Source organism: Collinsella sp. BIOML-A6 (genome assembly GCF_009875845.1).
GTDB classification, from domain to species: domain Bacteria; phylum Actinomycetota; class Coriobacteriia; order Coriobacteriales; family Coriobacteriaceae; genus Collinsella; species Collinsella aerofaciens_H.
This window is the reverse complement of sequence record NZ_WWSL01000027.1, coordinates 1-23,393: the sequence shown is the minus strand read 5'-3', so window position 1 is coordinate 23,393 and position 23,393 is coordinate 1. Positions and strand designations below refer to the sequence as shown.

Sequence of the window (23,393 nt, the reverse complement as noted above, 5' to 3'; positions counted from 1 at the left end):
GAGCATGAACAACATCGTACTTGCCGTTCTGCAGGGCGTGGTCGTTATGGCCGTCGCGCCGTTCTTCTCCGGTCTCGGCCGCGTGATCCGCGCCAAGATGCACAACCGTCGCGGCCCTAGCATCATGCAGGACTACCGCGACCTGGCCAAGCTCTTTGCGCGCCCCGAGTCCCAGTGCGAGGACGCGAGCTTTGCGCTGCGCATTATGCCGCCGCTGTTCTTCGCCGTCGCCTTTATGCTCGCGATGGGCCTGCCGCTCTTTACGGCACAAAGCCCCATCCCGGTCTTTGGTGACGCCATCACTATCATGTACAGCCTGGCGCTCGCCCGCTTCTTCTTCGCTCTCTGCGGCGTGGATTCGTCCAACGCCTACGCCGGTATCGGCGGCGTCCGCGAGCTGCTCATGAGCGTGCTCATCGAGCCGTCCATGCTGCTGGCGCTGTTTGCCGCCGCCCTGGTGTGCGGCTCCACCGACATCGCCACCATGGGTCAGCACATCATGACGGGCGCCATCGACGCGCCGGTTGCCGTGATCCTCGCCGGCATCGCCTTTGCGATCGCCTGCTACATGGAGCTCGGCAAGCTGCCGTTTGATCAGGCCGAGGCCGAGCAGGAGCTTCAGGAAGGTCCGCTCGCCGAGCTTTCCGGTCCGTCGCTTGCGATGGCCAAGCTCGCCATGTCCATGAAGCAGGTCCTGGTCGTCGCCTGGTTCTGCGCGATTTTTGTCCCCTGGGGCGAGCCCGCGACCGTGGGCGCCGCCGCCGTTCTGGGCGCAGTCATCTTCCTGGTGAAGTGCCTGATCGACTTTGTCGTATGCGGCGTGATCGAGAACTCCTGCTCGCGCTCGCGTTTTAAGGTGCTCGGTAATCAGACCTGGGCCGTCGTGGGTATCGCCGTTCTGGCGTTTGTCTTCGTGGTCGTCGGCGTGTAGGAGAAGGGAGAAACAATGTCATTTGCAGTCAGTCTGTCCCTTCTCGGCTTGGTCGCTATCGCGGCCCCGATGGTGGCCTCGGTGCTCGTCGCCCTGTTCCCCCGTCCGTACGCCAAGTGGTTCAGCGTTTTGGGTGCCGCCGTCTCGACGGTCTGCACCATCGCCCTCGCCGCGAATTTCGCTGGCGCCGGCATGCCCGACACGCAGGTCCCCCTGATCTCGTTTGGGCAGACCCTCGTCATGGGATTCACCTTTGATCGCATGAGCACGCTGCTCGCGCCCGCCTTTGTGGGTATCGGCCTGCTTGTCGTGATCTATTCGATTCCCTATATGAGCGAGAATAACCGTGAGCATCCCGACGCGCCTCGTCGTCGCTTCTACGCGTACCTCGCGACCTTCATCGGCGCCATGGCCGGCCTCGTGTACAGCTCGACCCTTTTGGGCCAGCTCGTGTTCTTTGAGATCACGGGTGCGTGCTCTTGGGGCCTCATTAGCTACTACATGACGCCTACGGCCAAGAAGGCCGGCATGAAGGCCCTGATCATTACGCATATCGGTGCGCTCGGCCTGTATCTGGGCGCCGCCATCGTGTTTGCCCACACCGGCACCTTCGCCATTACCGCGATTGCCGGCCTCGATGCCAAGCTCAAGGCCATCGTCCTTTTGCTCGTGCTGTTTGCGGCCTGGGCCAAGTCCGCACAGGTTCCCATGTACATGTGGCTGCCTTCGGCCATGGAGGCGCCGACGCCTGTTTCGGCCTACCTGCATGGCGCCTCGATGGTTAAGGTCGGCGTGTGCGTGTTCGCGCGTGCACTCGTCTCTGCCGGCGAGGTTCCCGAGATCGTGGGCTGGGTTGCCATTATCGACGCCATGGTCACCATGCTCTTTGGTTTCCTTATGTACCTGCCGCAAAAGGACATGAAACGCCTGCTGGCCTTCTCCACGATCGCCCAGCTCTCCTATGTGTTCTTTGGTCTGGGCCTTTCGGTCTTTGGTAGCCAGCTGGCCTTTGATGGCGCCGTGTGCCACATCTTTAACCACGCCTTCGCCAAGACGCTGTTCTTCCTGATCGCCGGTTCGTTCTCCTTTACGCTCGGCACGCGTATGCTGCCCAAGCTTCGCGGCATCGTAAAGAAATACCCGATCTCGGGCGTGGGCTTTGGTGTCGCCGCGCTCGCCATTGCCGGCGTGCCGCCCATGAACACGTTCTTCTCGAAGTTCCAGATTATTGCCGGCGGCTTTTCCGTGGGTGCCGGCAACGTCGCGATCCTGGTGCTCGTGTGCATCATGGTTGCCGAGACCGTCGCCACCTTCGCCTGGTTCCTCAAGTGGATGGGCTATTGCCTGCCCGGCGAGCCGAGCGACGAGGTCGCTGCGGGAGCCCCGCTTCCCCGCGCGATGGCGTTCGTGTTCATCGTGCTCATCATCATGGTTATCGTCAGCGGCCCGCTTTCGGCCAGCTGGATAGGTTAGGAGGTAGAACGACATGGGTTATTCGATCGTCAACATCCTTGGCGGCCTTCTGATCGTCACGTCCACCATGGTGGTCGTCTCAAAGAACATCAAGCACGCCATTCGCTGGTATGCGGTGCAGTCGCTGGTGCTCGTAGGTCTGCTCGCCACGCTCGGTGCCACTACCGGTGCGAAAGAGCTGCTTATGTGGGCCGGATCTGCCTTTATCACCAAGGTCGTCCTGGTCCCGTATATCCTCAACCGTGCGTACAAGAAGATGGGCGAGCCGAGCGACGCATCGCTCAAGGCCGGCCTTAAGCCCGCGTGGGCCATCTGCATCATCGCCGTGGAGGTCGCGATCTGCTTTGCCGTCGTGACGCAGATCAGCCTGCCCACGGCCGAGGTCGCAACGCCTGCGCTCGCCATTAGCTTCGCTCACTTCTTTGTGGGCCTCACCTGCATCATCTCGCAGCGCAACATCATGAAGCAGATCTTTGGATACTGCCTTATGGAAAACGGCAGCCATGTGACGCTCGCGCTTTTGGCCCCCACCGCTCCCGAGATCATCGAGATCGGTATCGCCACCGACGCCATCTTTGCCGTCATCATCATGTCCATCGTCGTGCGTCGCATTTGGGACGACTCCCACTCGCTCGATGCGCGCGACCTGTCCGAGCTGAGGGGGTAGTCCATGGAAACGTTGATTCTCGCCCTGCTCGCGACTCCTCTGGTGTTCTCGCTGGTCATGGCATTTTTGCCCAAGAACACGTCCTATAACGTGTTTGCCGGTCTCAACCTGGTCTCCGTCGCAGCCGTCCTGGTGCTGTCGATTATGACGGCCGGTGACGTCCTTATGAGCGGCGACACCGCGAGCGCTCTTGGCCTGTGGTTCCACCTCGATTCGCTGGGCGCCATCTTTGTGCTGCTCATCGGCTTTATCGGTTTTCTCACGGGGCTGTTCTCGCTGCCCTATGTAAAGGCCGATATCGAGGAGGGCTCCATGCCCGCCGAGCGCGCCAAGCAGTATTTTGCGCTGTTTAGCCTGTTTGTGTTCACCATGCTGCTCGCGTGCCTGTCCAACAACATGATCCTCACGTGGGCCGCCGTGGAGGCGACCACGCTTTCCACCGTGTTCCTCGTGGGTATCTACAAGAACAAGACGGCCCTCGAGGCCTCTTGGAAGTATGCGATGGTCTGCACCGCCGGCGTTGCCTTTGGCCTGTTCGGTACGCTGCTGATCTACGCCAACGCCGCCGACGTGATCCCCAACGCCCACGAGGCCGCATTCCTGTCGTGCGTGCTGCCGTATGCCGACCAGTTCGACCCGACGCTCATGCGTCTCGCCTTTGCGTTTGTCGTGATCGGCTTTGGCACCAAGGCCGGTCTGTTCCCCATGCACACTTGGCTGCCCGATGCCCACTCCCAGGCCCCGAGCCCCGTCTCGGCCCTGCTCTCGGGCGTGCTGCTTAAGTGCGCCATGCTTGTGATCATGCGCTTCTACGGCTTTACCATCCAGGCCGTGGGCGCCGAGTATCCGCAGCTTTTGTTGCTGATCGTCGGCACGCTGTCCATTTTGGTGGCGGCGCTTTCGATGTTTCGCCAGGACGACCTCAAGCGCCGCTTTGCATACTCGTCTGTGGAGAACGTGGGTGTTATCACCTTGTGCCTGGGTATCGGTGGCCCGCTGGGTATCGCCGCGGCCCTGCTGCACTGCGTGTGCCACGGCTTTACCAAGACGCTTGCCTTCTGCGTGTCCGGCAACATCCAGCACGCCTTTGGCACGCGTAGCCTGGCCAAGATCCAAGGCGTCGTCGAGGTTGCCCCTGCAACCGCCGCGCTCGCCATCCTGGCGCTGCTCGGTCTTGCCGCCTTCCCGCCCTTTGGTATGTTTATCTCCGAGTTCCTGACTTTTGTCGCCGGTGTTACCACCGGTCCCATGTGGCTGGTCGTCGTAGTCGCCTTCGGTCTTACCGTGGCCATCTCTGCGCTCACCCGCATCGCACTCAAGTCGGTATTCGGCCATGCGCCCCAGGGCATGGGCAAGCATGAGGCCCCGGCGCTCATGCTTATCCCCGAAATCATCCTGGCTGTCATGATCTTGTGGTTTGGCATCGCCACCCCGCTGCCTCTCGTGCACGGTGTGGAGACCGCGACCGGCATCGTGCTCGAGCAGAGCACCGAGGAACTTCACGCGACGCCGATGTACCGCGCTGTGTTCGGTACCGAGACCGCTCAGAGCGAGGTGGAGTAACGAATGATTGAAACTGAGAACAAGGTGTATGCCCGTCGCTGCGAGAGCCATGTCGAGGCCCTGCGCCGCGCCGTTCCGGGCTGCATCGAGAAGGTCGAGTGGCAGTGCGAGGACCAGCTGACGATCACCGTCAAGCAGGACAGGCTGCCCGAGGCCGTCCACTACCTGTACTACGAGCGCTACGGCTGGATTCCCGTGATCGTCGGCAACGACGAGCGCAGTCTGTGCGGCCGCTACGCCGTGTACTACGTCATCTCCATGGAGGGGGAGGATCCCGGCTGGGTGACCGTGCGCACCGAGGTCGATCCCGCCAAGATGACGTTCCCGTCCGTGACGCCGTTCGTCCCCGCCTGCGTGTGGGGCGAGCGCGAGCTGCGCGACATGTTCGGCCTAATCCCCGAGGGTCTGCCCGATCGTCGTCGCCTGGTGCTGCCCGACGATTGGCCCAGCGGCCTGTACCCGCTGCGCAAGGACTCCATGGACTACCGCTTCCGTCCCGCTCCCGCGAGCGACATGGAAAACTACGAGTTCTTGGCCGACACCAAGGGCAAGGAGACCACACTCGTCCCCATGGGCCCGCTGCACATCACCTCCGACGAGCCCGGCCACTTCCGCCTGTTTGTCGAGGGCGAGACGATCGTCGACGCCGACTACCGTCTGTTCTACGTGCACCGCGGTATGGAGAAGGTCGCCGAGACGCGCCTGAACTATGACGCCGTGACGTTCCTCGCCGATCGCGTCTGCGGCATCTGCGGCTGCGCCCACTCGGTGGCCTATGCCGAGGCCGTCGAGCGCGCCCAGGGCATCCATGTTCCGCCGCGCGCCCAGTACATCCGCGCCATCATGCTCGAGGTCGAGCGCCTGCACTCGCATCTGCTCAACATTGGCCTGGCGTCGCACTACACGGGCTTCGACTCCGGCTTCCAGCAGTTCTTCCGCGTCCGCGAGAAGTCCATGGACCTGGCCGAGAAGCTCTCCGGTCACCGCAAGACCTACGGCCTCAACGTGATCGGCGGGGTGCGTCGCGACATTTTGGCCGAGCAGAAGCTTTCCACGCTCACGACCCTCCACCAGCTGCGCTCCGAGGTCTCCGAACTCGTCGACGTGCTGCTCTCCACACCCAACTTTATCGAGCGTACGAGTGGCATCGGCATTTTGGACCGCAAGATTGCACGCGACTTCTCGCCGGTCGGCCCGCTTATGCGCGGTTCGGGCTATGCCCGCGACGTGCGCTTTGACCATCCCTTCGACGGCTACGCCGATCCGGATATTCAGAAGATGCACGCCGCCACGGCCGACACCTGCGATGCCTTCGGCCGCACCGCCGTTCGCATCCAGGAGGTCTACGATTCGATCGACATGATCGAGACCATGCTCGAGAACTGCCCGTCGGGTCCCATCCTCACCACGGATTGGGAGTACACCCCGCACAAGTACGCCATCGGCGCCACCGAGGCGCCGCGCGGCGAGGACGTGCACTGGGCCATGCTCGGCAATAACCAGAAGTGCTACCGCTGGCGCGCCAAGGCCGCCACGTACAGCAACTGGCCGGTCCTGCGCTACATGTTCCGCGGCAACACCGTGGGCGACGCGGCGCTGATCGTCGGCTCGCTCGACCCGTGCTACTCCTGCACCGACCGCGTGACGGTGACCGATGTCGCCGCCAAGCGCGACCACGTGCTCGACAAGGAGCAGTTCGAGAACGTCTGGCGCGACAAGTCGCCGCTTGCGGGCGAGGGCACCATGGCCGCCCCGCTCGATGAGGAGGCGCTCTAATATGCTGAAGCTTTGGAAGGTTAACGCCAAGGCCGGCGACGCGACGGTCAAGTACCCGTTTGCGCCGCTTCCCACCAACAAGGACATGCGCGGCAAGCCCGAGCACAACGCCGAGCTCTGCATCGCCTGCGGTGCCTGCGGCGTGGCGTGCCCGGCTGATGCCATCCGCATGGATACCGATCTTGCGGCCGATACCATCACCTGGTCGATCGACTACGGCCGCTGCATCTTTTGCGGCCGCTGTGAGGAAGCCTGTCCCATGGAGGCCATCAAGCTCACCGAGGAGTTTGAGCTGGCCGTCATGAGCAAGGACGACCTCACCAGCAAGAGTGTCTATACGCTCGAGCACTGCTCGCGCTGCGGCAAGCCGTTTGCTCCGCACAAGGAGATCGACTACGCCAAGCGCCTGCTGCAAAAGGCCGGCGGCATGGAGGCCATCCAGGCCGCCCGTACCGTCGGTATGTGCCAGGAGTGCAAGCGCGAGCTCGACGCCCTGCGCGCCGCGTCGGCCGTCAAGACCGGCAACGCTGCCGGCATGGTCGTCAACGAGACGCTTGCGTCCGGTGAGCCCCAGGGCCCCGGCATGGAGTATCTGGGCGGCCACGGCGTGAACCCGGAGTATATCGACCGCGAGCTCAACCCCGATGCGCCCGAGATCCCCGCCGGTCCAGCGCCGGTCGAGGGCATCATCATGGATTTTGAAACGAAGGAGGAGTAACCATGGCCGAACCCACGCTTTTGCCCGAGCGGCTTCAGTACCGCCCGACCAAGATCGAGCTCGACGAGAGCATCGAGAAGGCCAAGGCGACCCTTCTTAAGAAGATCAAGCGCTCGGTGTACGTCTACCGTGTCGACTGCGGCGGCTGCAACGGTTGCGAGATCGAGATCTTCGGTTCCATCACGCCCGTCTTCGACGTCGAGCGCTTTGGCATCAAGGTCGTGCCCTCGCCCCGTCACGCCGATGTGCTGCTGTACACCGGCGCCGTGACGCGTGCCATGCGCATGCCGGCCCTGCGCGCCTTTGAGGCCGCACCCGACCCCAAGATCGTGGTGTCCTATGGCGCGTGCGGCTGCACCGGCGGCATCTTCTACGACAACTACTGCGTCTGGGGCGGCACGGATAAGATCCTACCGGTCGATGTCTACATCCCCGGCTGCCCACCCAGCCCCGCGCAGACTATCTACGGCTTTGCCATGGCGCTCGGTCTGCTGGACCAAAAGCTCCATGCCGAGACCACGGTGGAGGCCGCCGGCGAGCAGGCCGATATCCTGCACCCCGGCGTGCCGTACAAGCTGCGTGTTGCCATCGAGCGCGAGGCTCGCGCCATGAGCGGCTACCGTTACGGCCGCGATTTGGCCAATGAGTTTATGGATACGCTCGAGGGCGCGCCCAAGGGCGATATCCGCGGTGCTATGGCGCTCCTTATCGACAAGCAAGATGATCCTCGCCGTGTTGAGGTCTACTCGGCGCTGCAGGATCTGGTGCTGGCCGGAGGTCGTTAGATGGAGCTCACGGACCGCTCTGGTTATTTTGCGGGCCCCGGCATGCTCGGCGGCTCTTTTGGCGATGCCTCGCGCGCAAGCGACGAGGCCGCCGAGGGCGTCGCCGACCCCTGCCTGGGCCACGCGCCCGACCAGGTGGTCTTCTACGAGCTCACGCGTAAGTTTGTGGAGACCGAGGAAGACGTTCCCCAGGAGGCCTGCGACGTGCTGTACTACACGCTCGCCGTGGGCCACCACACCGGCGTGCTCGATTGCTTTGAGCCGCGCCTGTCGGTGCCGGTGGATGTGTTCTATACGCTTATCGACGCGTTGCCGGAGGGGGAGGCCAAGACCAAGTTCGAGGCCATCCGCTCCTTTGGCGAGTGCCAGCTCGACAAGGCCGCGGTGCCGTCGCTGCTCAAGGCCTGCGATGCGCTGCTCGACGAGCGCGGTTTTCGCGGTTCTGCCAAGGCCGGCATCTCGGTGTTCGATGACGACTTTGGCCTGCATGCCCAGCAGGTCGCGTTCTTAATGAAGTTTTGCGATCTGGTGGAGCGCGTGCGCGATGTATCGGGTGTGTATCTGACGGGGAGGCTGCAGTAATGGGTCGCGTTGTGGATGGACGTGTGAACGGCGCCCCGTTTGCGGGTATCGTGCTCACGGCGGGAAGCGTGCTGCGCGCCGACGACGCCGCCGGCCCCGTGCTCTCCAAAAAGATGGAGGACGCGCCGCTTGCCGGTTGGTACACCATCGACGGCGGCCAAACGCCCGAGGACGACATCATCGAGATCAAGCGCGAGCGTCCGCCGCGCCTGGTGTTGGTCGATGCCGCAGACATGGCACTGCCCGTCGGCGCCATCCGCTTGCTCGACAAACGCGATGTGGCCTGCAAGTCGATGTTCACCACGCATTCGCTTCCCTTGTCGATTCTGATCGAAGAGATTGCGCAATCGTGCGAAGATATCGTCTTCATAGGGATCCAGCCGGGCGATACGGAGTTCTACAACCCCATGTCCCCGGAGGTCTTTGACGCCGTCGACGCCGTGTACGACGCCGTGGCCGCCAACGACTTTTCCCACTTTGTCCGCTTGGGGCAGGAGCTATAGCGGCGCTTGCCTCTGCTGAATAGGAAAGAAGTGATTGACATGGCAGATTCCAAGGTGGAGCACCCCGCTCCCAATTGCCTGGCGCCCGCCGCGATCGAGGCCAAGACCGAGGCCGCCGGCGTGACCAAGGCTAACCTGCCGGTCTCAAAGGCCTTTGTCTTGGCAATGTTCGCCGGCGCGTTTATTGCCTTCGGTGGCCTGTTCTTTACGGTATTTTTGAGCGACAGCGCGCTGGGCTGGGGTGCCCAGCGCGTCGTGGGCGGTCTGTGCTTTTGCCTGGGCCTGGTGCTGGTGCTGGTGTGCGGCGCCGAGCTGTTTACCGGTAATTCGCTTATGGTCTGCGCGCTCAAGAGCAAAAAGATCACGCTTGTCCAGATGCTCAAGGCTTGGGTCGTCGTGTGGGTCGGCAATTTTGTCGGTGCTCTGTTCATCGTCTTTTTGGTGTACATGGCCGGCATCTATAAGCTCAACGGCGATGCGGTCGCCAACTCCATGGTGAGTGTTGCCGCCGGCAAGGTGACGATCGACTGGGTGACGATCTTCTTCCGCGGCATCCTGTGCAACATCTTTGTGTGCCTTGCCGTGTGGATCGGTACTGCCGGCAAGACCGTGGTCGATAAGGTCGTGGGCATTCTGCTGCCCATCGCCGCCTTTGTGGCCTGCGGTTTTGAACACTGCGTTGCCAACATGTACTTTTTGCCCATGGGTGCCGTGATGCACGCGTGCGGCTATGGTGCCGAGGTCGCCGGTGCCGATGCGCTCAACGCCGCGGGCATTGCGTTTAACCTGTCCGCCGCCACGCTGGGCAACATCGTGGGCGGCGCGGTTCTGGTCGCGCTCGGCTACTGGTTTATCTTCGCTAAGAAGTCCGAGGTGTAAGGTACCGTCTGTATGACGTTGGGCCTCCCGCGGGGCGTTGCCGTGCGGGAGGCTTTTTGGGTCTAGGACTCGTTGCCGGGCTGTTGGCCCGTTGTGTTTGACTGGTGAAAGGGGTAATCGAGATGGCATCTGCTGTGGAGTGTGACGGTCGCGCCGTGGCGACCACGTGCGGGGGATGCTATGCCGATTGCGCCTTTACGGCACGCGTTGAGGACGGTCGCGTGGTGGCCGAGTTGCCGGTGCCGGGGCACCCATGCGCGGCGCGTGCCCTGTGCGCTCGCGGACGCCATCGCCTGGCCCTGCCGTTTGACGAGCGCGACCGCATCGTGCACCCCATGCGCCGCCGCCAGGATGGATCGGGGTTCGACGCGATTACCTGGGATGAGGCGTTTGCTCAGATTGCCGAGCGTCTTTTGGGGATTGTTGACGAGTGCGGGCCTCGTGCGCTGGGCATGACACTCGGCGTGCCCTCGTTCGACCGCTACTGGGCATATCGCCTTATGCATGCGCTGGGTTCGCCCAACGTGTACGGTGCCGATGGCGCCTGCGAGGTAAGCCGGCTTACCGGTTGGGAGCACAGCCTGGGCTACAGCCCCGCCTCCGACCTGTCACATACCGATTGCATCATGTATTTGGGGCGTTCCATTGTCGATTCGTCGACAATGGGGGCCGTTGATGCGCTCAACGATGCGCGCCGGCGCGGGGCGAAGATCATCGTGGTTGACCCCCGGCGCAGCGGCTCGGCCGCGCTTGCCGACCGCTGGCTGCGCGTGCGTCCCGGATGCGATCTGGCGTTGCTGCTGGGTATTGCCCATGTGCTCATTGCCGAGGGCCTGTACGATCACGAGTTTGTTGCCCGCTATACCACGGGCTTTGACGAGCTGGCGCAGGCGGCCCGTGCTTGGACGCCCGAGTGGGCCGAGTCGATGTGCGACGTGCCGGCTGCAGAGATTGTCGCCACGGCGCGCGACCTCGCTGCCGCCGCGCCTGCCGCTGTGGTGGATGCGGGCTTTCATGGTGGCATCGGTATCGCGTATGCCAATAGCACCCAGACTGCGCGCGCTATCTGCCTGGTCGATGTGCTGCTGGGCTGCATCGGACACGCGGGCGGTGCCCTCAACCCGCCCACGCCGCTCGTGCTGGGTGACCTCGATCCCGCACGCTTTGCGACGCCGCCGGTGCCGCGCGAGCCCAAGCTGGGGTCCGAGCGCTACCCGCTGGTCGATCCGGTGCGCGGCCTGTGTACGACCATCGGTCAGTCGATTCTTGCCGGCGATTTGCGTGGGCTCATCGTCTATGCCAGCAACCCCGGTGCGGGCTATGGCAATGCGCAGGCTTGGTTGGGTATTTTGCAGCAGCTCGACTTGCTCGTGACGATTGATATTCGCTGGTCCGAGACAGCGCGTGCTTCTGACTTCGTGCTGCCCGACGTGACGTATCTGGAGACCGATCGCGGTGTGGGCACGGTCGTGGGCCGCAACGACGCGCGTGTGTTCTACCGCAATGCCGTGCTGCCCGTGCAGCATGACGATACGCGTCCCGGTCGGGAGATCTTTGCCGGTCTGGCACAGGCCTGCGGCGTGGGCGAGTACTTCCGGTTTACGTCCGACGATCTGGCGGCTGCCCAGGTGGCGCCCTTTGGGATCGATCTGGACGGGCTCAAGGAGCGCGGTTGGGCCGACACGGGCGTTGCGCTGCCCTCGCGCACGGGCGAGCCGGTGATTCCCCTGAACGGCGGCAAGGTTGCGATGGCAAGCGCCGTGTGGGAGCGAGCCGGCATGGGTCGTGTGCCCGACTGGATCGCGCCCATGGTGGAACCCGGTCCGGGGATGTTTCGCCTCATTAGCGGTAACCGTCCCTTTGAGTCGCATACCTCGCGCAGGCTCGCGGCGGCCGGTGCTGCCGAGGCGGGTTCCGACTTGGACGCCGTACAGATGAATGCCGATGCTGCTGCGCGCATGGGCATCGCCAATGGCGAGGTCGTCGAGCTTGTGAGCGACATGGGCCGCGACCGCGTGCGCGTGGAGACGACGCCGTATCTACATCCGGCGTGCATCTTTACGTCGGCTGCTCCCGGTGGGCGTTCGTTTGGCAACAGCGCGGATGGCGCCCATGCGCTCGGCGTTGGCCCACTCGACCATACGCCGCTGCACTGGGATTCCATTACGGGCGCTGCGCTCACCCAGGAAAATGCCGTTCGCGTGGAAAAGATTGTCGCGCGCGGGGATAATGACGAGTAATTGACTCAGCTGATGTATTCGGCTGATCCACGTTTCTTTGAAAGGCCGCACATGAGCGATAGCCAGAACATGTCCGATGAGGTTCGCGCCCGCCTGCGCGCCATTCCTTCCGTCAACGAGCTGCTGGCCGAGTGGCCGGTGGTGAAGGCGGCGGAGGAGACCTGCGATGCGGTGGTGCATGCCGCCGTGACGGCCGAGCTCGACGAGGAGCGTGCTGCCATTCGCGCCGGTGCCGCCCCGCGCTCTAAGCGCGACCTGGCATCGGCCATTGAATTTCGCGCGCATCGTTCTGCGTTGCTGAGCCTGCGCCCAGCGGTTAATGCCACGGGTGTGGTCATCCATACCAACTTGGGTCGAGCCCCGCTCGCGGAGTCGGCCGCCAAGGCCGTGGCTGAGGTTGCGCGCGGCTACAGCACACTCGAGTACAGCGTCGACACCTGTTCGCGCGGGTCGCGCAAGGAGCACGCCGCGCAACTGATTCGCTCGCTCACCGGTGCCGAGGATGCGCTGGTCGTCAACAACAATGCCGCCGCTGTGCTGCTGGTGCTGGCGACTCATGCCGCGGGCAAGGAGGTCATCGTCAGCCGCGGCGAGCTGGTCGAGATCGGCGGCAGCTTCCGTATCCCCGACGTTATGGAGGCCTCGGGTGCCAAGCTCGTCGAGGTCGGGGCCACCAACCGCACGCATCTGGGCGACTACGAGCGCGCCATCACGCCCGATACGGCGATGATCCTCAAGGTCCATCCTTCCAACTATCGCATCGAGGGTTTTCACGAGGAGGTGGGTTCTCGGGAGCTTGCCGCTCTGGCCCACGAGCATGGCCTGCTGTTCTACGAGGACCAGGGGTCGGGCGCGCTCCTGTCCGATGACATCCTGGTGCGCGGCGGCGAGGAGCCCACGCCGGCTTCGGTCGCGGCGGGGCTCGATCTGGTGTCGTGCTCGGGCGATAAGCTGCTCGGTGCCGCACAGGCGGGCATTATCATGGGCCGTCGCGATCTGGTCCAGGCCTGCGGATCGCATCCGCTTATGCGCGCCCTGCGCCCGGGCAAGTTGGCGCTTGCGGCGCTCGAGGCCACGCTGCGTATCTACATGGACGGTGCCGACGTGGCCCATCGTGATATTCCGGTGCTCAGCATGCTTGCGCTGCCGCAGGCTCATCTTGAGCGTCGTGCCCGCAAGCTGCGCGATCGTATGGTTGTCGGGCTCGATAAGGCCGGTTGCCCGTGCGCCGTCCAGGTGGAGATCGTCGAGGAATCGTCGACCCCCGGTGGCGGCTCGCTGCCTACCGTGGAGCTGCCCACGATGTGCGTGGCCGTCTGCCCGGTCGACGGGCGCCTGTCCGTCGACGCGCTCAAGCGCTCGCTCGTCCAAGACTTCGATACGCCGGTCATCACGCGCGCCTCGCACGACCGCATTCTGTTTGATGTGCGCACGCTCGTGGGCGACCGCGATATCGAGACGGCGTCATCGACGCTCGTCGCGTGCGTCGAGAAGGCGATTGCTCGATGAGTGAGGTTCAAGCGCTGGTGGAGTGTCCCGTTATCGTTGGCACGGCGGGCCACGTTGACCACGGTAAGTCGGCACTGATTGAGGCGCTGACCGGCAAGAATCCCGACCGTCTAGAGGTTGAGCGCCGTCGCGGTATGACCGTGGAGCTGGGCTTTGGCGAGCTGGCACTGCCGAGTGGCAAGATCGTTGGCCTGGTCGACGTGCCGGGCCACGCGCATTACTTGCGCGCCATGGTGCAGGGTGCCACGGGTATCGACGTGGCCGTGCTGGTGGTTTCGGCCGTCGAGGGCGTGATGCCGCAGACCCGCGAGCACGTGCATGTGCTGGAGCTGCTGGGCGTTACGCATATGGTGATCGCACTGACGATGTGCGACCTGGCCGATAGCGAAATGATTGAGTTGGCCGAGCTCGACGTGGACGATTTTCTTTCGGATACCGTGTTTGCCGACGCGCCGATGGTGTCGGTGTCGTCCAAGACCGGCGCGGGGATCGATGACCTGCTGGCTGCGCTCGACGAGCAGGTTGCCGCTTGCTGGGATGCCTGCCGTACCCGTGCCGAGCTCACCGATGGCACACCGCGTCTACCCATCGACCGCTGCTTTACGATCAAGGGCGTCGGCACCGTCGTGACGGGGACGCTGCACGATGCGCCGGTTGCGGTGGGCGACGAGCTGATGACTTTGCCGTCGCGTACGGTCTGTCGCGTGCGCGGGATCCAAGTGCATGGCGACACGCAGCAGGCGCTGCCCGGTCAGCGTGTGGCGCTCAACCTGGTTGGCGACGGCGTCGCGGCGCTTGACCGCGGTGAGATGCTCGGCGTGACGGGCCACTTTGGCCAGACGATGCGCTTTATGATGACGTTTACGTATTTGGGTCGCGAGGGAGCCAAACCGCGCATGCTCGAGTCGGGCGCGCGCGTTCACGTGATGGCGGGCACGGCCGAGGTTGTCGGTCGCATCATGCTTTTGGAGGGCGAGGCCCCCATGGCGGTGGGTGAGACCCGTATTGTTCAGGTGCGCTTAGAAAACTCGCTGCCGTTACGTGCCGGAGACCATGCCGTGGTGCTGTCCTATTCGCCCGTGATGCTTATTGGCGGTGGGTGCGTGCTGCTTTCGCGCTGCCGTCGCTCGCGCGAGCTTTCGACGGGGGAGCGCACGCTGCTTGCAGCGCTTGAGGCCGGAGATATTGCGGGCGGTGTGGGTGCGTGGTTGGCGCTGCAGACGCTGCCAGTTGTGGTCGCCGACGTTGCCGCGGCGCTAGATCTTGTTTCCGGTGAGGCCGATGCCGCGCTGAACGAGTTGGTAGCGCGAGGTGTTGCTTGCAAGCTTGCCGGCTCGGACGGCACGCTGTATGCGAATAGCGCCATGCTCGACGCCGCGATGGATGCCCTGGCGATGACCCTGACCGCCATGCACGCGGCGGCTCCCAAGGAGACGGGCTTTACGCCTGGCGCCGTCGCCCATGCTGCGTGGCCTGCCGCTGATGAAGGCGTTGCCGCGGCTCTGATTGCCGAGGGCTGCTCGCGTGGCGTGTGCGCCGCCGAGGGCGCCGAGGTATTCGATCCGCACTCGGCCGCCGCAGCCGCTCGCGCGGTGCACGAGGCCTGCGACCGCATTGTGGCGCTGCTCGATGGGGCCGGCCTCGATGCGCCGACGCTGCCCGAGGTGGGTGAGCGACTGCAACTCGACCGCGACATCATGACGCGAGCCCTGCGCGAGCTTTCGCTCAACCGCTCCATCGTGAAGGTCGAGCGCGATGTTGCCCTGTCCGTCGCCGCGGAGACGCATGCGCGCGAGCTTGTCGCCGCCGCTATCGAGGCTGCCGGCGGCGCTGCCACCACGAGCGTGCTGCGCGAAGCGCTGGGCGTGTCGCGCAAACGGGCCATAAGCATCTTGGAACACCTGGATGCCGTGCGCTTTACGGTGCTCGACAAGGAGGCCGGCGGCCTGAGGTCCCTACGCTAGGGGCTTCCGCAAAACTGTTTGCCAGGAAACCGGGGTAGTCTTTTTGGGACGGGGCTTTTTTAGCTACCCTATGTCAAATATGTCTTAAGCTTTGAGGGCTCCGGATAGGGCAGCTAAAAAAGCCCCGTCCCAAAAAGACAAGCCTGCTCGGTTTGGTAAAATATCGCCGCACTTGGGAACGGATGGGCTCCGGTGGGCTCCGCGGTCCTCAAAACCGTTGCGAGGCGTGCAAAACGTCTTGGATGTGTTCGATTCACATACGTTCCCGCCATACGTTGCCAGCGCTTTTGTGCTCGCGGTCTTGCTGCGTGCCGCAAAGGCGCTGTTTTGTTTTTGCACGGGTTTGCCGTGTCGCTCGCTTTATCGGCGACGGTATTTGGCTTCGTGTGTCGTGTTTTGAGCATGCCGATGGGGGTGGTTTGCCGTATGACTACCGTAAGACGGGCCGATCTTTCTTGCGTCGTTCAGGCGGGCGGGATGTCCTCGCGCATGGGCCGCGACAAGGCACGGATGTTGTTTTGCGGCGAGCCCTTGATCGAGCGCGTGCTGTGTCGCCTGGCTCAGGTTGCCGGCGAGCTGGTCGTGACGACGTCGCGCCCTTGCGAACTTGCCTACCTTGAGGAACTTATGTTTGATGGCCTGCGTCCCCGCGTGGTGATGGACGTCGACGGCCCCGCCGGTGCCATGCGCGGCATCGCGAGCTCGTTGGCCGCGGCCCGGTTGCCGCTCGTGGCGATCGTCGCCTGCGATATGCCGTTTGTCTCGCCGGAACTCGTCGGCGCACTTGCCGATCGTGTCGAGGCCGAGGCGCTCGACGTGTGCGTGCCGCGCGAGGAGCGGGGGATTGAGCCGCTGTGCGCCGTCTGGCGCCGTGACGCGTGTGCGTCAGCTTCCCAAGAGCTGCTCGCCTGCGACCGCCAGCGCATTCGCTGCCTGATCGATCGCGTTCAGGCTGGTTATATGGATGAGCCGCAGATCGTTAAGGCCGCGGGCTCGACGCTCTGCTTTGAGAACGTCAACACGCCCGAGGAGTTTGCGGCGGCCGAGTTACTCGCATAGACGATTGGAGTTGCCATGTCTCACGATATTTGCCCCGACACGGGAGAGCCCTGCACTTGCGATGGGTCCGAACCCTGTACCTGCGGTTGCGGTGGCTGTGGACATACTGCGGAAGAGGAAGCGGCCGCTGCGGCGTATCGCGAGGCACACCGCGAAGGCCCGTCCGGTGATGCCCTCGACCACGAACGCAAGATCATCGTGTCGTTCGACAGCACCTTCGATGTGATGGAATGTGAGCAGTTGTGCCTTGCCGCCGGTGTGCCCGGGCGCATCATGCCATTGCCGGGCTCCATTACCGCCGGCTGTGGGCTTTGCTGGGTCATGCCGTTCTCCGGCGATGCCCTCGCCGCCTTCCGCGCTGCCACCGAAGGCCGCATAACACCCGCCGACTACCATCAGCTCGTCCTCTAGCCACTAACACCGCCACAAAGGTGCCCGTCACCAATGTGGTGGGTTTGGAACATGTGGACGAAACAGCTTCGAAACACGCGATTTGTTCGTCATGTGCTCAAAAACGCTTCTACCTGCATCGTAATCAAAACGAAACATCTGCTTGTCGGCTTATGCGAAACTTTGCTGCAACATTGCGATATTATCCATAGTCGATAAAGCTCGCGGTACCTGGGGTGCCGCGGCCGACACTTTTCGTTTCCCATCATTGGAGGAAGCATGAGCTACACGCAGAAAGTTCTCGAAGAGCTCAAGGCCCGCTATCCCGAGCAGCCTGAGTTCATCCAGGCCGCGACCGAGATTCTCGGCACCATCCAGCCGGCGCTCGACGCCCACCCTGAGTATGAGGAGGCCGCCCTGCTGGAGCGCCTCGTCGAGCCCGAGCGCATCGTCATGTTCCGTGTTCCCTGGGTTGACGACCAGGGCAAGGTTCAGGTCAACCGCGGTTACCGTGTCGAGTTCAACTCTGCCATTGGCCCCTACAAGGGCGGCCTGCGCTTTAACCCGACGGTCACCCTGGGTATGCTCAAGTTCCTGGGCCTGGAGCAGATCCTCAAGAACAGCCTGACGACCCTTCCCATGGGCGGTGGCAAGGGCGGCTCCGACTTTGACCCCAAGGGTAAGTCCAACAACGAGATCATGCACTTCTGCCAGTCCTTCATGACTGAGCTCTATCGCCACATTGGCCCCAACACCGACGTTCCCGCCGGCGACCTGGGCGTTGGCGGCCGCGAGGTTGCCTACATGTTCGGTCAGTACAAGCGCCTGACCAACGAGTGGACTGGCGTCCTTACCGGCAAGGGCCTCTCCTTTGGCGGCTCGCTCGCCCGTACCGAGGCCACCGGCTACGGTCTAGTCTACTTTGTGGACGAGTACCTCAAGAGCCGCGGCGACTCCTTCGAGGGCAAGAACGTCGTCGTTCACGGTTCCGGTAACGTCGCTATCTACGCGGTCCAGAAGGTCGCTCAGCTCGGCGGCAAGGTTCTCGCCTGCTCCGATACCCATGGCTGGGTCGAGGATCCCGATGGCATCGACTACACCGTGCTCGAGCATGTCTACAACAAGAAGCGCTCCGGCCACGACAAGGGCGTCACGCTCGCCATGTACGTTGACGAGAAGCCCAACGCCGTGTGGCACGAGGGCGATGGCCGCGGTGTGTGGCAGCTGCCCTGCGACATCGCGCTGCCCTGCGCTCGCGAGAACACACTGTTGCTCGAGGACGCCCAGGCGCTCGTCGCCAACGGCTGCAAGGTGGTCGGCGAGGGCGCGAACATGCCCACGACCATCGAGGCCACGACTTACTTCCAGGAGAACGGTGTCGCCTTTATGCCCGGTAAGGCTGCCAATGCCGGCGGTGTGCTCGTGTCCGGCCTGGAGATGAGCCAGAACGCCGAGCACCTGTCCTGGACCTTCGAGGAGGTCGACGGCAAGCTCGAGCAGCTCATGCGCGGCATGTTCCACAACGTGGACGACACCGCCAAGGAGTACGGCGAGGAGGGCAACTTTGTCATGGGCGCCAACATCGCCGGCTTCCTCAAGGTGGCCGACGCCATGCTGGCCCAGGGCATCGTGTAGCTCACACGCTTTGCAGCATGCCCCTGCCGCCCGCGCGGCGGGGATTCGGGATGGGAGGCCCTCGGGTCGCCCTTCTTTTATTCACCTCTCATGGCCCGCGGGCGACTGGCGTCAACCGTTAAGAACAGGTAATCGGTAACCGGTGGTCATGTGTCGAACGTACCATCGGCCCTATACTTATCCGAATCGTTTTGGGAACGTTCACATCTTGTGTTGGACGAGTCATCCGACGGCCTCCCCGGTCCCCGCGCGTTCGTGGGGCCGGCGCGCGGCCACCCGGGAAAAGGGGGAAGGCATGAGCGAGAAAGCGAGCAAGGGGCGCAAGCCCGTCCGACCGGGGACGCCCGTCCCGCCGGCGGGCGCCGCGACATCGCCTGCGGCCGACGAAGAGAAGCCGGTTGAGGAGCAAGGGGCCGTCGCCTCGGACGGTGCCGCCACTGGCGGCGCGTTCGGGGAGGCGGCTCCCGACTTCAACGACTACGGCGGCAAGCCCAAGAAGCGCCACCGTGTGCTCAAGGTGGCCGCGATCGTCCTCGTCGTCTGGCTCGCGTTCACGGGCGTGCGCTTCTTCATCGAGTTCGGACCCTTCCGCCAGCAGGCGGCGCAGCTCTCCATGGGCGACGCCTACTCCGACAACCTCAGCCCCGACAAGTACGACCTCCAGACGCCGCAGCGCGACCTCGAGCCCGACCACGAGTTCGACTTCGAGCTCGACGACGGCGTGGACCTGGGCCTCGAGAACATCGGCGACGAGGCTACCGGCGACTACCAGATCGCGGACGCCACCGGCTCCGCGCGCGTCTTCGCCGACGGCGCCCTCACCGAGGAGATCCCCATCCAGGTCACGCAGGTGAATGATGACGGCAAGAACGAGCTCCAGGTGGAGCCGACGTTCGTCACGTGCCGCGACAAGTCCAAGGACTTAGACGACGTGGACGGCGACGACGTCTTCCATAAGGACACCCTCAAGGGTGCCTGGGGCCGCTGGTACGGCTTCGGGGGCTACTACCTGGTGCGCTACATCGGCTCGGACGGCAAGAAGCTCGAGAAGCCCCAGGTCACCTACTTCACCGTGCAGGACGACGTGAACGCGCCCGAGAACCAGTTCGCCGCCCCGCAGAACCTGCAGTTCGCGGTCCAGGACGACGGCGGCCTCGGCATCTCCTGGGACAAGGTGGACGGTGCCAAGAAGTACAAGGTGTACATGAAGACGGTGGACCCCACGGTCTCCGACCCCTCCCAAGGCGTCGAGCTGTCGCTGCTCGCCACCACCACGGACACGAAGATCAACACGCTCGACTACGACCCCGAGTCCAAGGACTCCCAGCAGCGCGCCGCCGACGACGCTGCCAAGTGGGGCGACGCGGGCGCCTCGAACTACCACCAGAACTACCAGTTCGACGACCTCGTGATCGGCGATGACGAGGACGCCGTCTACTACAACCGCGAAAAGGTCAAGCAGGGCGCACAGGGCCTCGAGGTGGCGTACGCCCCTACGAAGGACAAGGTCAAGGCCACGTCCATCACCGTCGTGGCCGTGGGTGACGGTTCCGATGACCAGCAGTCGCCCTTCCAGTTCAAGAGCATCAACAACCTGCTGAGCCAGATCCCCGTGAAGGACGCCATCAACGTGAACAGCGACTGGGCCCAGCAGGCTCCCGACTCCCGCGCCGATCCGAAGGCGTACCTCGCCCACCGGCTCATCACGAACGTGACCATGGCGGACGGAACCGCGGCTTCGATCGTGAATGACATCGACGTCTCCAAGATGACGAGCACGGACAGCAGCATGATCGAGGGCGCGGACGAGAGCGATCCCTCCACCTGGTCCAAGCGATCCTACACGCGGCTCGAGATTCCCTACAAGGTTCGGAACACGCTCATCACCAGCACCTTCACGCTGGACGGCACGGACTGGCCGGGCGGCGCGGACGAGATCGAGAAGGCTGCCGACGAGCAGCTCACGGCCATGGCCAAGGCGAACCCCGCTGTCGGCTCGCCGCAGCGCGCGAACTTCGACAACGACGTGGACTGGGCGGCCATCCAGAAGTCGACCAAGGCCGTGTCTGAGCCGGCCGACGTTCCCTATCCCGTCTCCGGCAGCTCCGACTACGTGAAGTTCGTGGCGAGCAACATCATGGCCGGCAACATGTACCTGGACATCACCAAGTACGCCACCCAGGCGGGTGCGCCGGACATCACCGACGTGGTCGAGGAAGCCTGCGCCCAGAACCCGATGACGATGGTGTGGCCCGGCGGCATGAGCGTGAACGAGCGCACCGAGGGCGACAAGGTCACCGTGGCGCTCTACATTAACGGCCTGAACGCCGAGGGCGAGGACAACGACATCCCAGCGCTCAACAAGAAACGCGAGGAAACCTACAAGGTGATCAAGCAGATCGTGGCCGACGCCGTGCAGGACGGCATGTCCGACGCGGATAAGGTCAAGGCGCTCGACGCCGCCCTCTCGAACCGCCTGTTCTACGACTGGGACAGCTACTACCTGAACTCCGGCCAAGGGGATAAGGCTGACGTTGACCCGATGGACGTCTGGAAGCACCGCGGCTACGCCGCCTACGAGCTCCTCGACGACAACCGCGTGGTGTGCTCGGGTTACGCCGCGATCTTCAAGGCCTGCGCCGACGAGGCGGGGGTCAAGAGCCTCTACGTGACGGGTACCGTGCCACCGCAGCCGGGCTCCAACAACAACGGCCACGCCTGGAACCTCGTGAACGTCGACGGCACCTGGAAGGTCGTGGACGTGACCTGGGACGACACGGACCAGGGCGACAACCAGTCCGACGGCCAGTACCTGATGCTCGACCAGAAGGACCCGAAGCTCGACGGCCGCGTGTACGATAAAGACGCGCTGCTGGATTCCGTGGTGGAGGACTACGTGGATCCGAGCCGCCTGGCCGCGTAGCGCGCCCTCGGCCCCGTTCTTCGCCAAGTGCCGGTGCCAAGCGATCGGGTATGCCCGGCATCGCGCACCCGTGCTCCCGCACCGCCGGCGCCAGGTGAAACCGATTTGCTTGGGCCCGGCGGCGCTTCGGCGCCCCGGGCCCATCATCTGGATAAGGTATGCACCCCTTTTCCTCCTCACCTGTTCTGCTATCATATGCAGACTGTGACCATGTTGCGGGCGTGGCGGAATTGGTAGACGCGCCAGATTTACCCGACTTCCGAGAATAAAATGCAAAAGTGGTGCTAAGACACTCCGTCTTGAGTTGCCTCGAAGTCGAGCTTCGTGTTCAAAATTGCATCAACTTCGCTCTTTTTCAGGTAGTAGTTGCCCAGCGGCTGACCGCTCAGCCGCTCGAGTTCGTCGAGGAGCGAGGAAGAGCGTGACAGATTCACATACTTGCGCGGCGAGGCTTCCACTACCCTGAACCCGCGCGCAAACGCCACGATCTCTTCTGAGCTGTACCTGTTGCCGAGCACCTTCACCTGTAAAAGGCGCAGCAGTAGCACCGCGATATAGCATACGAGGAAGTGCCCCTTGATGCTGTTTGGTTTCTGCAAGTACACCGGTCGCGCGTCCAGCTGCGACTTCATCACGCGGAACGATTCCTCGATGCGCCACAGATTGTGGTACGCATCGTAGATTTCACTTGCCGGCATATTGACCTCTGAGGTCACAATCATGTTGTAGCCTGCGAGCGACCGCGCCCGCTCGATTGCCTCGCGGTTGAGCGAGCAGGCTACCTGCATGCCGTCGGGCACCTCGCCGTCGGCGTCGACTGCGGTGAAGGTCACGTATCTGGCGCTGTCGCCGTACTCGGACTTCTTCGCCGCGGCAAGGCGCAATGACCTCGCCTCCTCAATCTGCCGGTTTATCTCGGCGAGCTGCTTTTTGGCGAGCTTGGGGCTGTAGGTGGCCACGCGCTTCTCGGGCAGCGCCACCGCTCTTTTCTTGCCGTTCTCGCTGTTGACCTTGTACTCGAAGTCGCCGACGACCTTCTTGTAGCTGTAGCGCGCTTGGCCGTCGACCCCTGCGACATCGACCCAGCCCTCGTCGGAGAGGACCCATGCGAGCTCCGCTCTTGGCAATTGCTTGACGGACTTGGAGAAGATGTAGCCGTCTCCCGACAGCACGGCATCGGCGACGTTGTCCGCGCAGTTCAAGCCTTTGTCGGCCACGCGTACGACCTTGCCGGTCACGCCCGCGCGCCGTCTCATCTCGTCGATCGCCCGCTTCAAGACGGGCTTTTCGCTTTCGTTGCCGGGGTATATTCTCATACCTAAGGGCACGCAGTCAGCGTCGAGCAAGAGGCCCATGCCGACGATCGGATCGGCCCTCCTCTCCTTGGATGGCCCCTTGCGGCGAAGCTCGTCTTCGCGGTCGATCTCGAAGTAGAAGTTCGTGCAGTCGAAGTACGTACGCGAGGTTTCGCGCGGCCACACGTCGGCGACGGCATGGTTGTAGGCCTCGATGACCTTGGGATACTCGGCTCCTAGGAACCCCATGCCGTCGTAGCACCATAGCACCATTTTACAATGATAACAAGAAGAACTTTGTCAAATCCGCCCCAAAACGCAAAAAACCAGCCCAGCGGCCGGTTTCGAGGTGAAAAGGTGGTCTCTGGTTCTAAAGAGTTCTGGTGCTAAATCCTAAAGACGGGCATTGAGCCCGATACCTTGGGGTTGATTTCCGATCTCAGCCGAACACATTGAGCAAATAGGCCGTTCCCGCAGTTAGCCGAACGCCCCCGCGGCCCC

At 63.5% G+C, this 23,393-nt stretch carries 18 protein-coding genes and 1 tRNA gene; 18 read left to right on the top strand and 1 reads right to left on the bottom strand.

All coding sequences use genetic code 11. The features are described 5' to 3' along the window. Positions 1–4: 4 nt before the first annotated feature. The 18 genes from GT495_RS08810 (at position 5) to GT495_RS08725 (ending at position 21,597) form a co-directional block, all read left to right on the top strand. A complete protein-coding gene (locus GT495_RS08810; RefSeq protein WP_161162377.1) occupies positions 5–931 on the top strand; it encodes a respiratory chain complex I subunit 1 family protein in 927 nt (308 codons plus the stop codon). Positions 932–946: 15 nt separating this feature from the next. Next, positions 947–2,404 (top strand): hydrogenase 4 subunit D, encoded by a 1,458-nt coding sequence (locus GT495_RS08805; protein WP_161162376.1) that lies wholly within the window; start codon positions 947–949, stop codon positions 2,402–2,404. A gap of 13 nt (positions 2,405–2,417) precedes the next feature. After that, on the top strand, positions 2,418–3,071 hold the full coding sequence (gene hyfE, locus GT495_RS08800; protein ID WP_161162375.1) for a hydrogenase 4 membrane subunit: 654 nt from the start codon (positions 2,418–2,420) through the stop codon (positions 3,069–3,071). Between the two features lie 3 nt (positions 3,072–3,074). Further along, the gene (locus tag GT495_RS08795; RefSeq protein WP_161162374.1) at positions 3,075–4,634 is read left to right on the top strand and encodes a hydrogenase 4 subunit F; all 1,560 of its coding nucleotides are present in this window, start codon (positions 3,075–3,077) and stop codon (positions 4,632–4,634) included. Between the two features lie 3 nt (positions 4,635–4,637). After that, a complete protein-coding gene (locus GT495_RS08790) occupies positions 4,638–6,410 on the top strand; it encodes an NADH-quinone oxidoreductase subunit C (protein WP_161162373.1) in 1,773 nt (590 codons plus the stop codon). Position 6,411: 1 nt separating this feature from the next. Next, positions 6,412–7,128: a formate hydrogenlyase complex iron-sulfur subunit gene (locus tag GT495_RS08785; RefSeq protein WP_161162372.1), complete on the top strand. Its 717-nt coding sequence runs from the start codon at positions 6,412–6,414 to the stop codon at positions 7,126–7,128. 2 nt (positions 7,129–7,130) lie between these two features. Next, on the top strand, positions 7,131–7,913 hold the full coding sequence (locus GT495_RS08780; protein WP_022095195.1) for an NADH-quinone oxidoreductase subunit B family protein: 783 nt from the start codon (positions 7,131–7,133) through the stop codon (positions 7,911–7,913). Then, positions 7,914–8,495, top strand: a complete 582-nt coding sequence (locus tag GT495_RS08775; protein ID WP_161162371.1) for a formate hydrogenlyase maturation HycH family protein — start codon at positions 7,914–7,916, stop codon at positions 8,493–8,495. It abuts the gene before it with no gap. Further along, positions 8,495–8,998, top strand: a complete 504-nt coding sequence (hycI, locus tag GT495_RS08770) for a hydrogenase maturation peptidase HycI (protein ID WP_161162370.1) — start codon at positions 8,495–8,497, stop codon at positions 8,996–8,998. Before GT495_RS08775 ends, hycI begins: the two co-directional genes overlap by 1 nt. 39 nt (positions 8,999–9,037) lie before the next feature. Then, complete coding sequence (locus GT495_RS08765) at positions 9,038–9,877, top strand: formate/nitrite transporter family protein (RefSeq protein WP_161162369.1); 840 nt, start codon at positions 9,038–9,040, stop codon at positions 9,875–9,877. 122 nt (positions 9,878–9,999) lie between these two features. Continuing rightward, entirely contained in the window at positions 10,000–12,117 is a 2,118-nt protein-coding gene (locus GT495_RS08760; RefSeq protein WP_161162368.1) for a molybdopterin-dependent oxidoreductase, read from the top strand. 51 nt (positions 12,118–12,168) lie between these two features. After that, positions 12,169–13,626, top strand: a complete 1,458-nt coding sequence (gene selA, locus GT495_RS08755) for an L-seryl-tRNA(Sec) selenium transferase (RefSeq protein ID WP_204986914.1) — start codon at positions 12,169–12,171, stop codon at positions 13,624–13,626. After that, a complete protein-coding gene (selB, locus tag GT495_RS08750; protein ID WP_161162367.1) occupies positions 13,623–15,590 on the top strand; it encodes a selenocysteine-specific translation elongation factor in 1,968 nt (655 codons plus the stop codon). The genes selA and selB overlap by 4 nt, the downstream gene beginning before the upstream one ends. Positions 15,591–15,764: 174 nt before the next feature. Further along, a tRNA-Sec gene (locus GT495_RS08745) sits at positions 15,765–15,861 on the top strand. A 155-nt stretch (positions 15,862–16,016) separates the two neighbouring features. Further along, positions 16,017–16,649, top strand: a complete 633-nt coding sequence (locus tag GT495_RS08740; protein WP_161162366.1) for a molybdenum cofactor guanylyltransferase — start codon at positions 16,017–16,019, stop codon at positions 16,647–16,649. A gap of 15 nt (positions 16,650–16,664) precedes the next feature. Then, positions 16,665–17,060: a DUF3343 domain-containing protein gene (locus tag GT495_RS08735; protein ID WP_117564591.1), complete on the top strand. Its 396-nt coding sequence runs from the start codon at positions 16,665–16,667 to the stop codon at positions 17,058–17,060. Positions 17,061–17,318: 258 nt separating this feature from the next. Continuing rightward, positions 17,319–18,674 carry an NADP-specific glutamate dehydrogenase gene (gene gdhA / locus GT495_RS08730; protein WP_152076087.1) on the top strand — a complete coding sequence of 452 codons (1,356 nt, stop codon included), beginning with the start codon at positions 17,319–17,321 and terminating at the stop codon, positions 18,672–18,674. A 295-nt stretch (positions 18,675–18,969) separates the two neighbouring features. Further along, positions 18,970–21,597 carry a transglutaminase domain-containing protein gene (locus GT495_RS08725; RefSeq protein ID WP_161162365.1) on the top strand — a complete coding sequence of 876 codons (2,628 nt, stop codon included), beginning with the start codon at positions 18,970–18,972 and terminating at the stop codon, positions 21,595–21,597. Between the two features lie 284 nt (positions 21,598–21,881). Here GT495_RS08725 and GT495_RS08720 read toward each other — a convergent pair whose 3' ends face one another. Beyond that, a complete protein-coding gene (locus tag GT495_RS08720; RefSeq protein WP_161162364.1) occupies positions 21,882–23,141 on the bottom strand; it encodes an IS1634 family transposase in 1,260 nt (419 codons plus the stop codon). Positions 23,142–23,393: the final 252 nt, after the last annotated feature.

Coding starts and splice junctions, on each gene's coding strand:
- GT495_RS08810 (WP_161162377.1), top strand. CDS start 5: ATGAACAACATCGTACTTGCCGTTCTGCAGGGCGTGGTCGTTATGGCC.
- GT495_RS08805 (WP_161162376.1), top strand. CDS start 947: ATGTCATTTGCAGTCAGTCTGTCCCTTCTCGGCTTGGTCGCTATCGCG.
- hyfE (WP_161162375.1), top strand. CDS start 2,418: ATGGGTTATTCGATCGTCAACATCCTTGGCGGCCTTCTGATCGTCACG.
- GT495_RS08795 (WP_161162374.1), top strand. CDS start 3,075: ATGGAAACGTTGATTCTCGCCCTGCTCGCGACTCCTCTGGTGTTCTCG.
- GT495_RS08790 (WP_161162373.1), top strand. CDS start 4,638: ATGATTGAAACTGAGAACAAGGTGTATGCCCGTCGCTGCGAGAGCCAT.
- GT495_RS08785 (WP_161162372.1), top strand. CDS start 6,412: ATGCTGAAGCTTTGGAAGGTTAACGCCAAGGCCGGCGACGCGACGGTC.
- GT495_RS08780 (WP_022095195.1), top strand. CDS start 7,131: ATGGCCGAACCCACGCTTTTGCCCGAGCGGCTTCAGTACCGCCCGACC.
- GT495_RS08775 (WP_161162371.1), top strand. CDS start 7,914: ATGGAGCTCACGGACCGCTCTGGTTATTTTGCGGGCCCCGGCATGCTC.
- hycI (WP_161162370.1), top strand. CDS start 8,495: ATGGGTCGCGTTGTGGATGGACGTGTGAACGGCGCCCCGTTTGCGGGT.
- GT495_RS08765 (WP_161162369.1), top strand. CDS start 9,038: ATGGCAGATTCCAAGGTGGAGCACCCCGCTCCCAATTGCCTGGCGCCC.
- GT495_RS08760 (WP_161162368.1), top strand. CDS start 10,000: ATGGCATCTGCTGTGGAGTGTGACGGTCGCGCCGTGGCGACCACGTGC.
- selA (WP_204986914.1), top strand. CDS start 12,169: ATGAGCGATAGCCAGAACATGTCCGATGAGGTTCGCGCCCGCCTGCGC.
- selB (WP_161162367.1), top strand. CDS start 13,623: ATGAGTGAGGTTCAAGCGCTGGTGGAGTGTCCCGTTATCGTTGGCACG.
- GT495_RS08740 (WP_161162366.1), top strand. CDS start 16,017: ATGACTACCGTAAGACGGGCCGATCTTTCTTGCGTCGTTCAGGCGGGC.
- GT495_RS08735 (WP_117564591.1), top strand. CDS start 16,665: ATGTCTCACGATATTTGCCCCGACACGGGAGAGCCCTGCACTTGCGAT.
- gdhA (WP_152076087.1), top strand. CDS start 17,319: ATGAGCTACACGCAGAAAGTTCTCGAAGAGCTCAAGGCCCGCTATCCC.
- GT495_RS08725 (WP_161162365.1), top strand. CDS start 18,970: ATGAGCGAGAAAGCGAGCAAGGGGCGCAAGCCCGTCCGACCGGGGACG.
- GT495_RS08720 (WP_161162364.1), bottom strand. CDS start 23,141: ATGGGGTTCCTAGGAGCCGAGTATCCCAAGGTCATCGAGGCCTACAAC.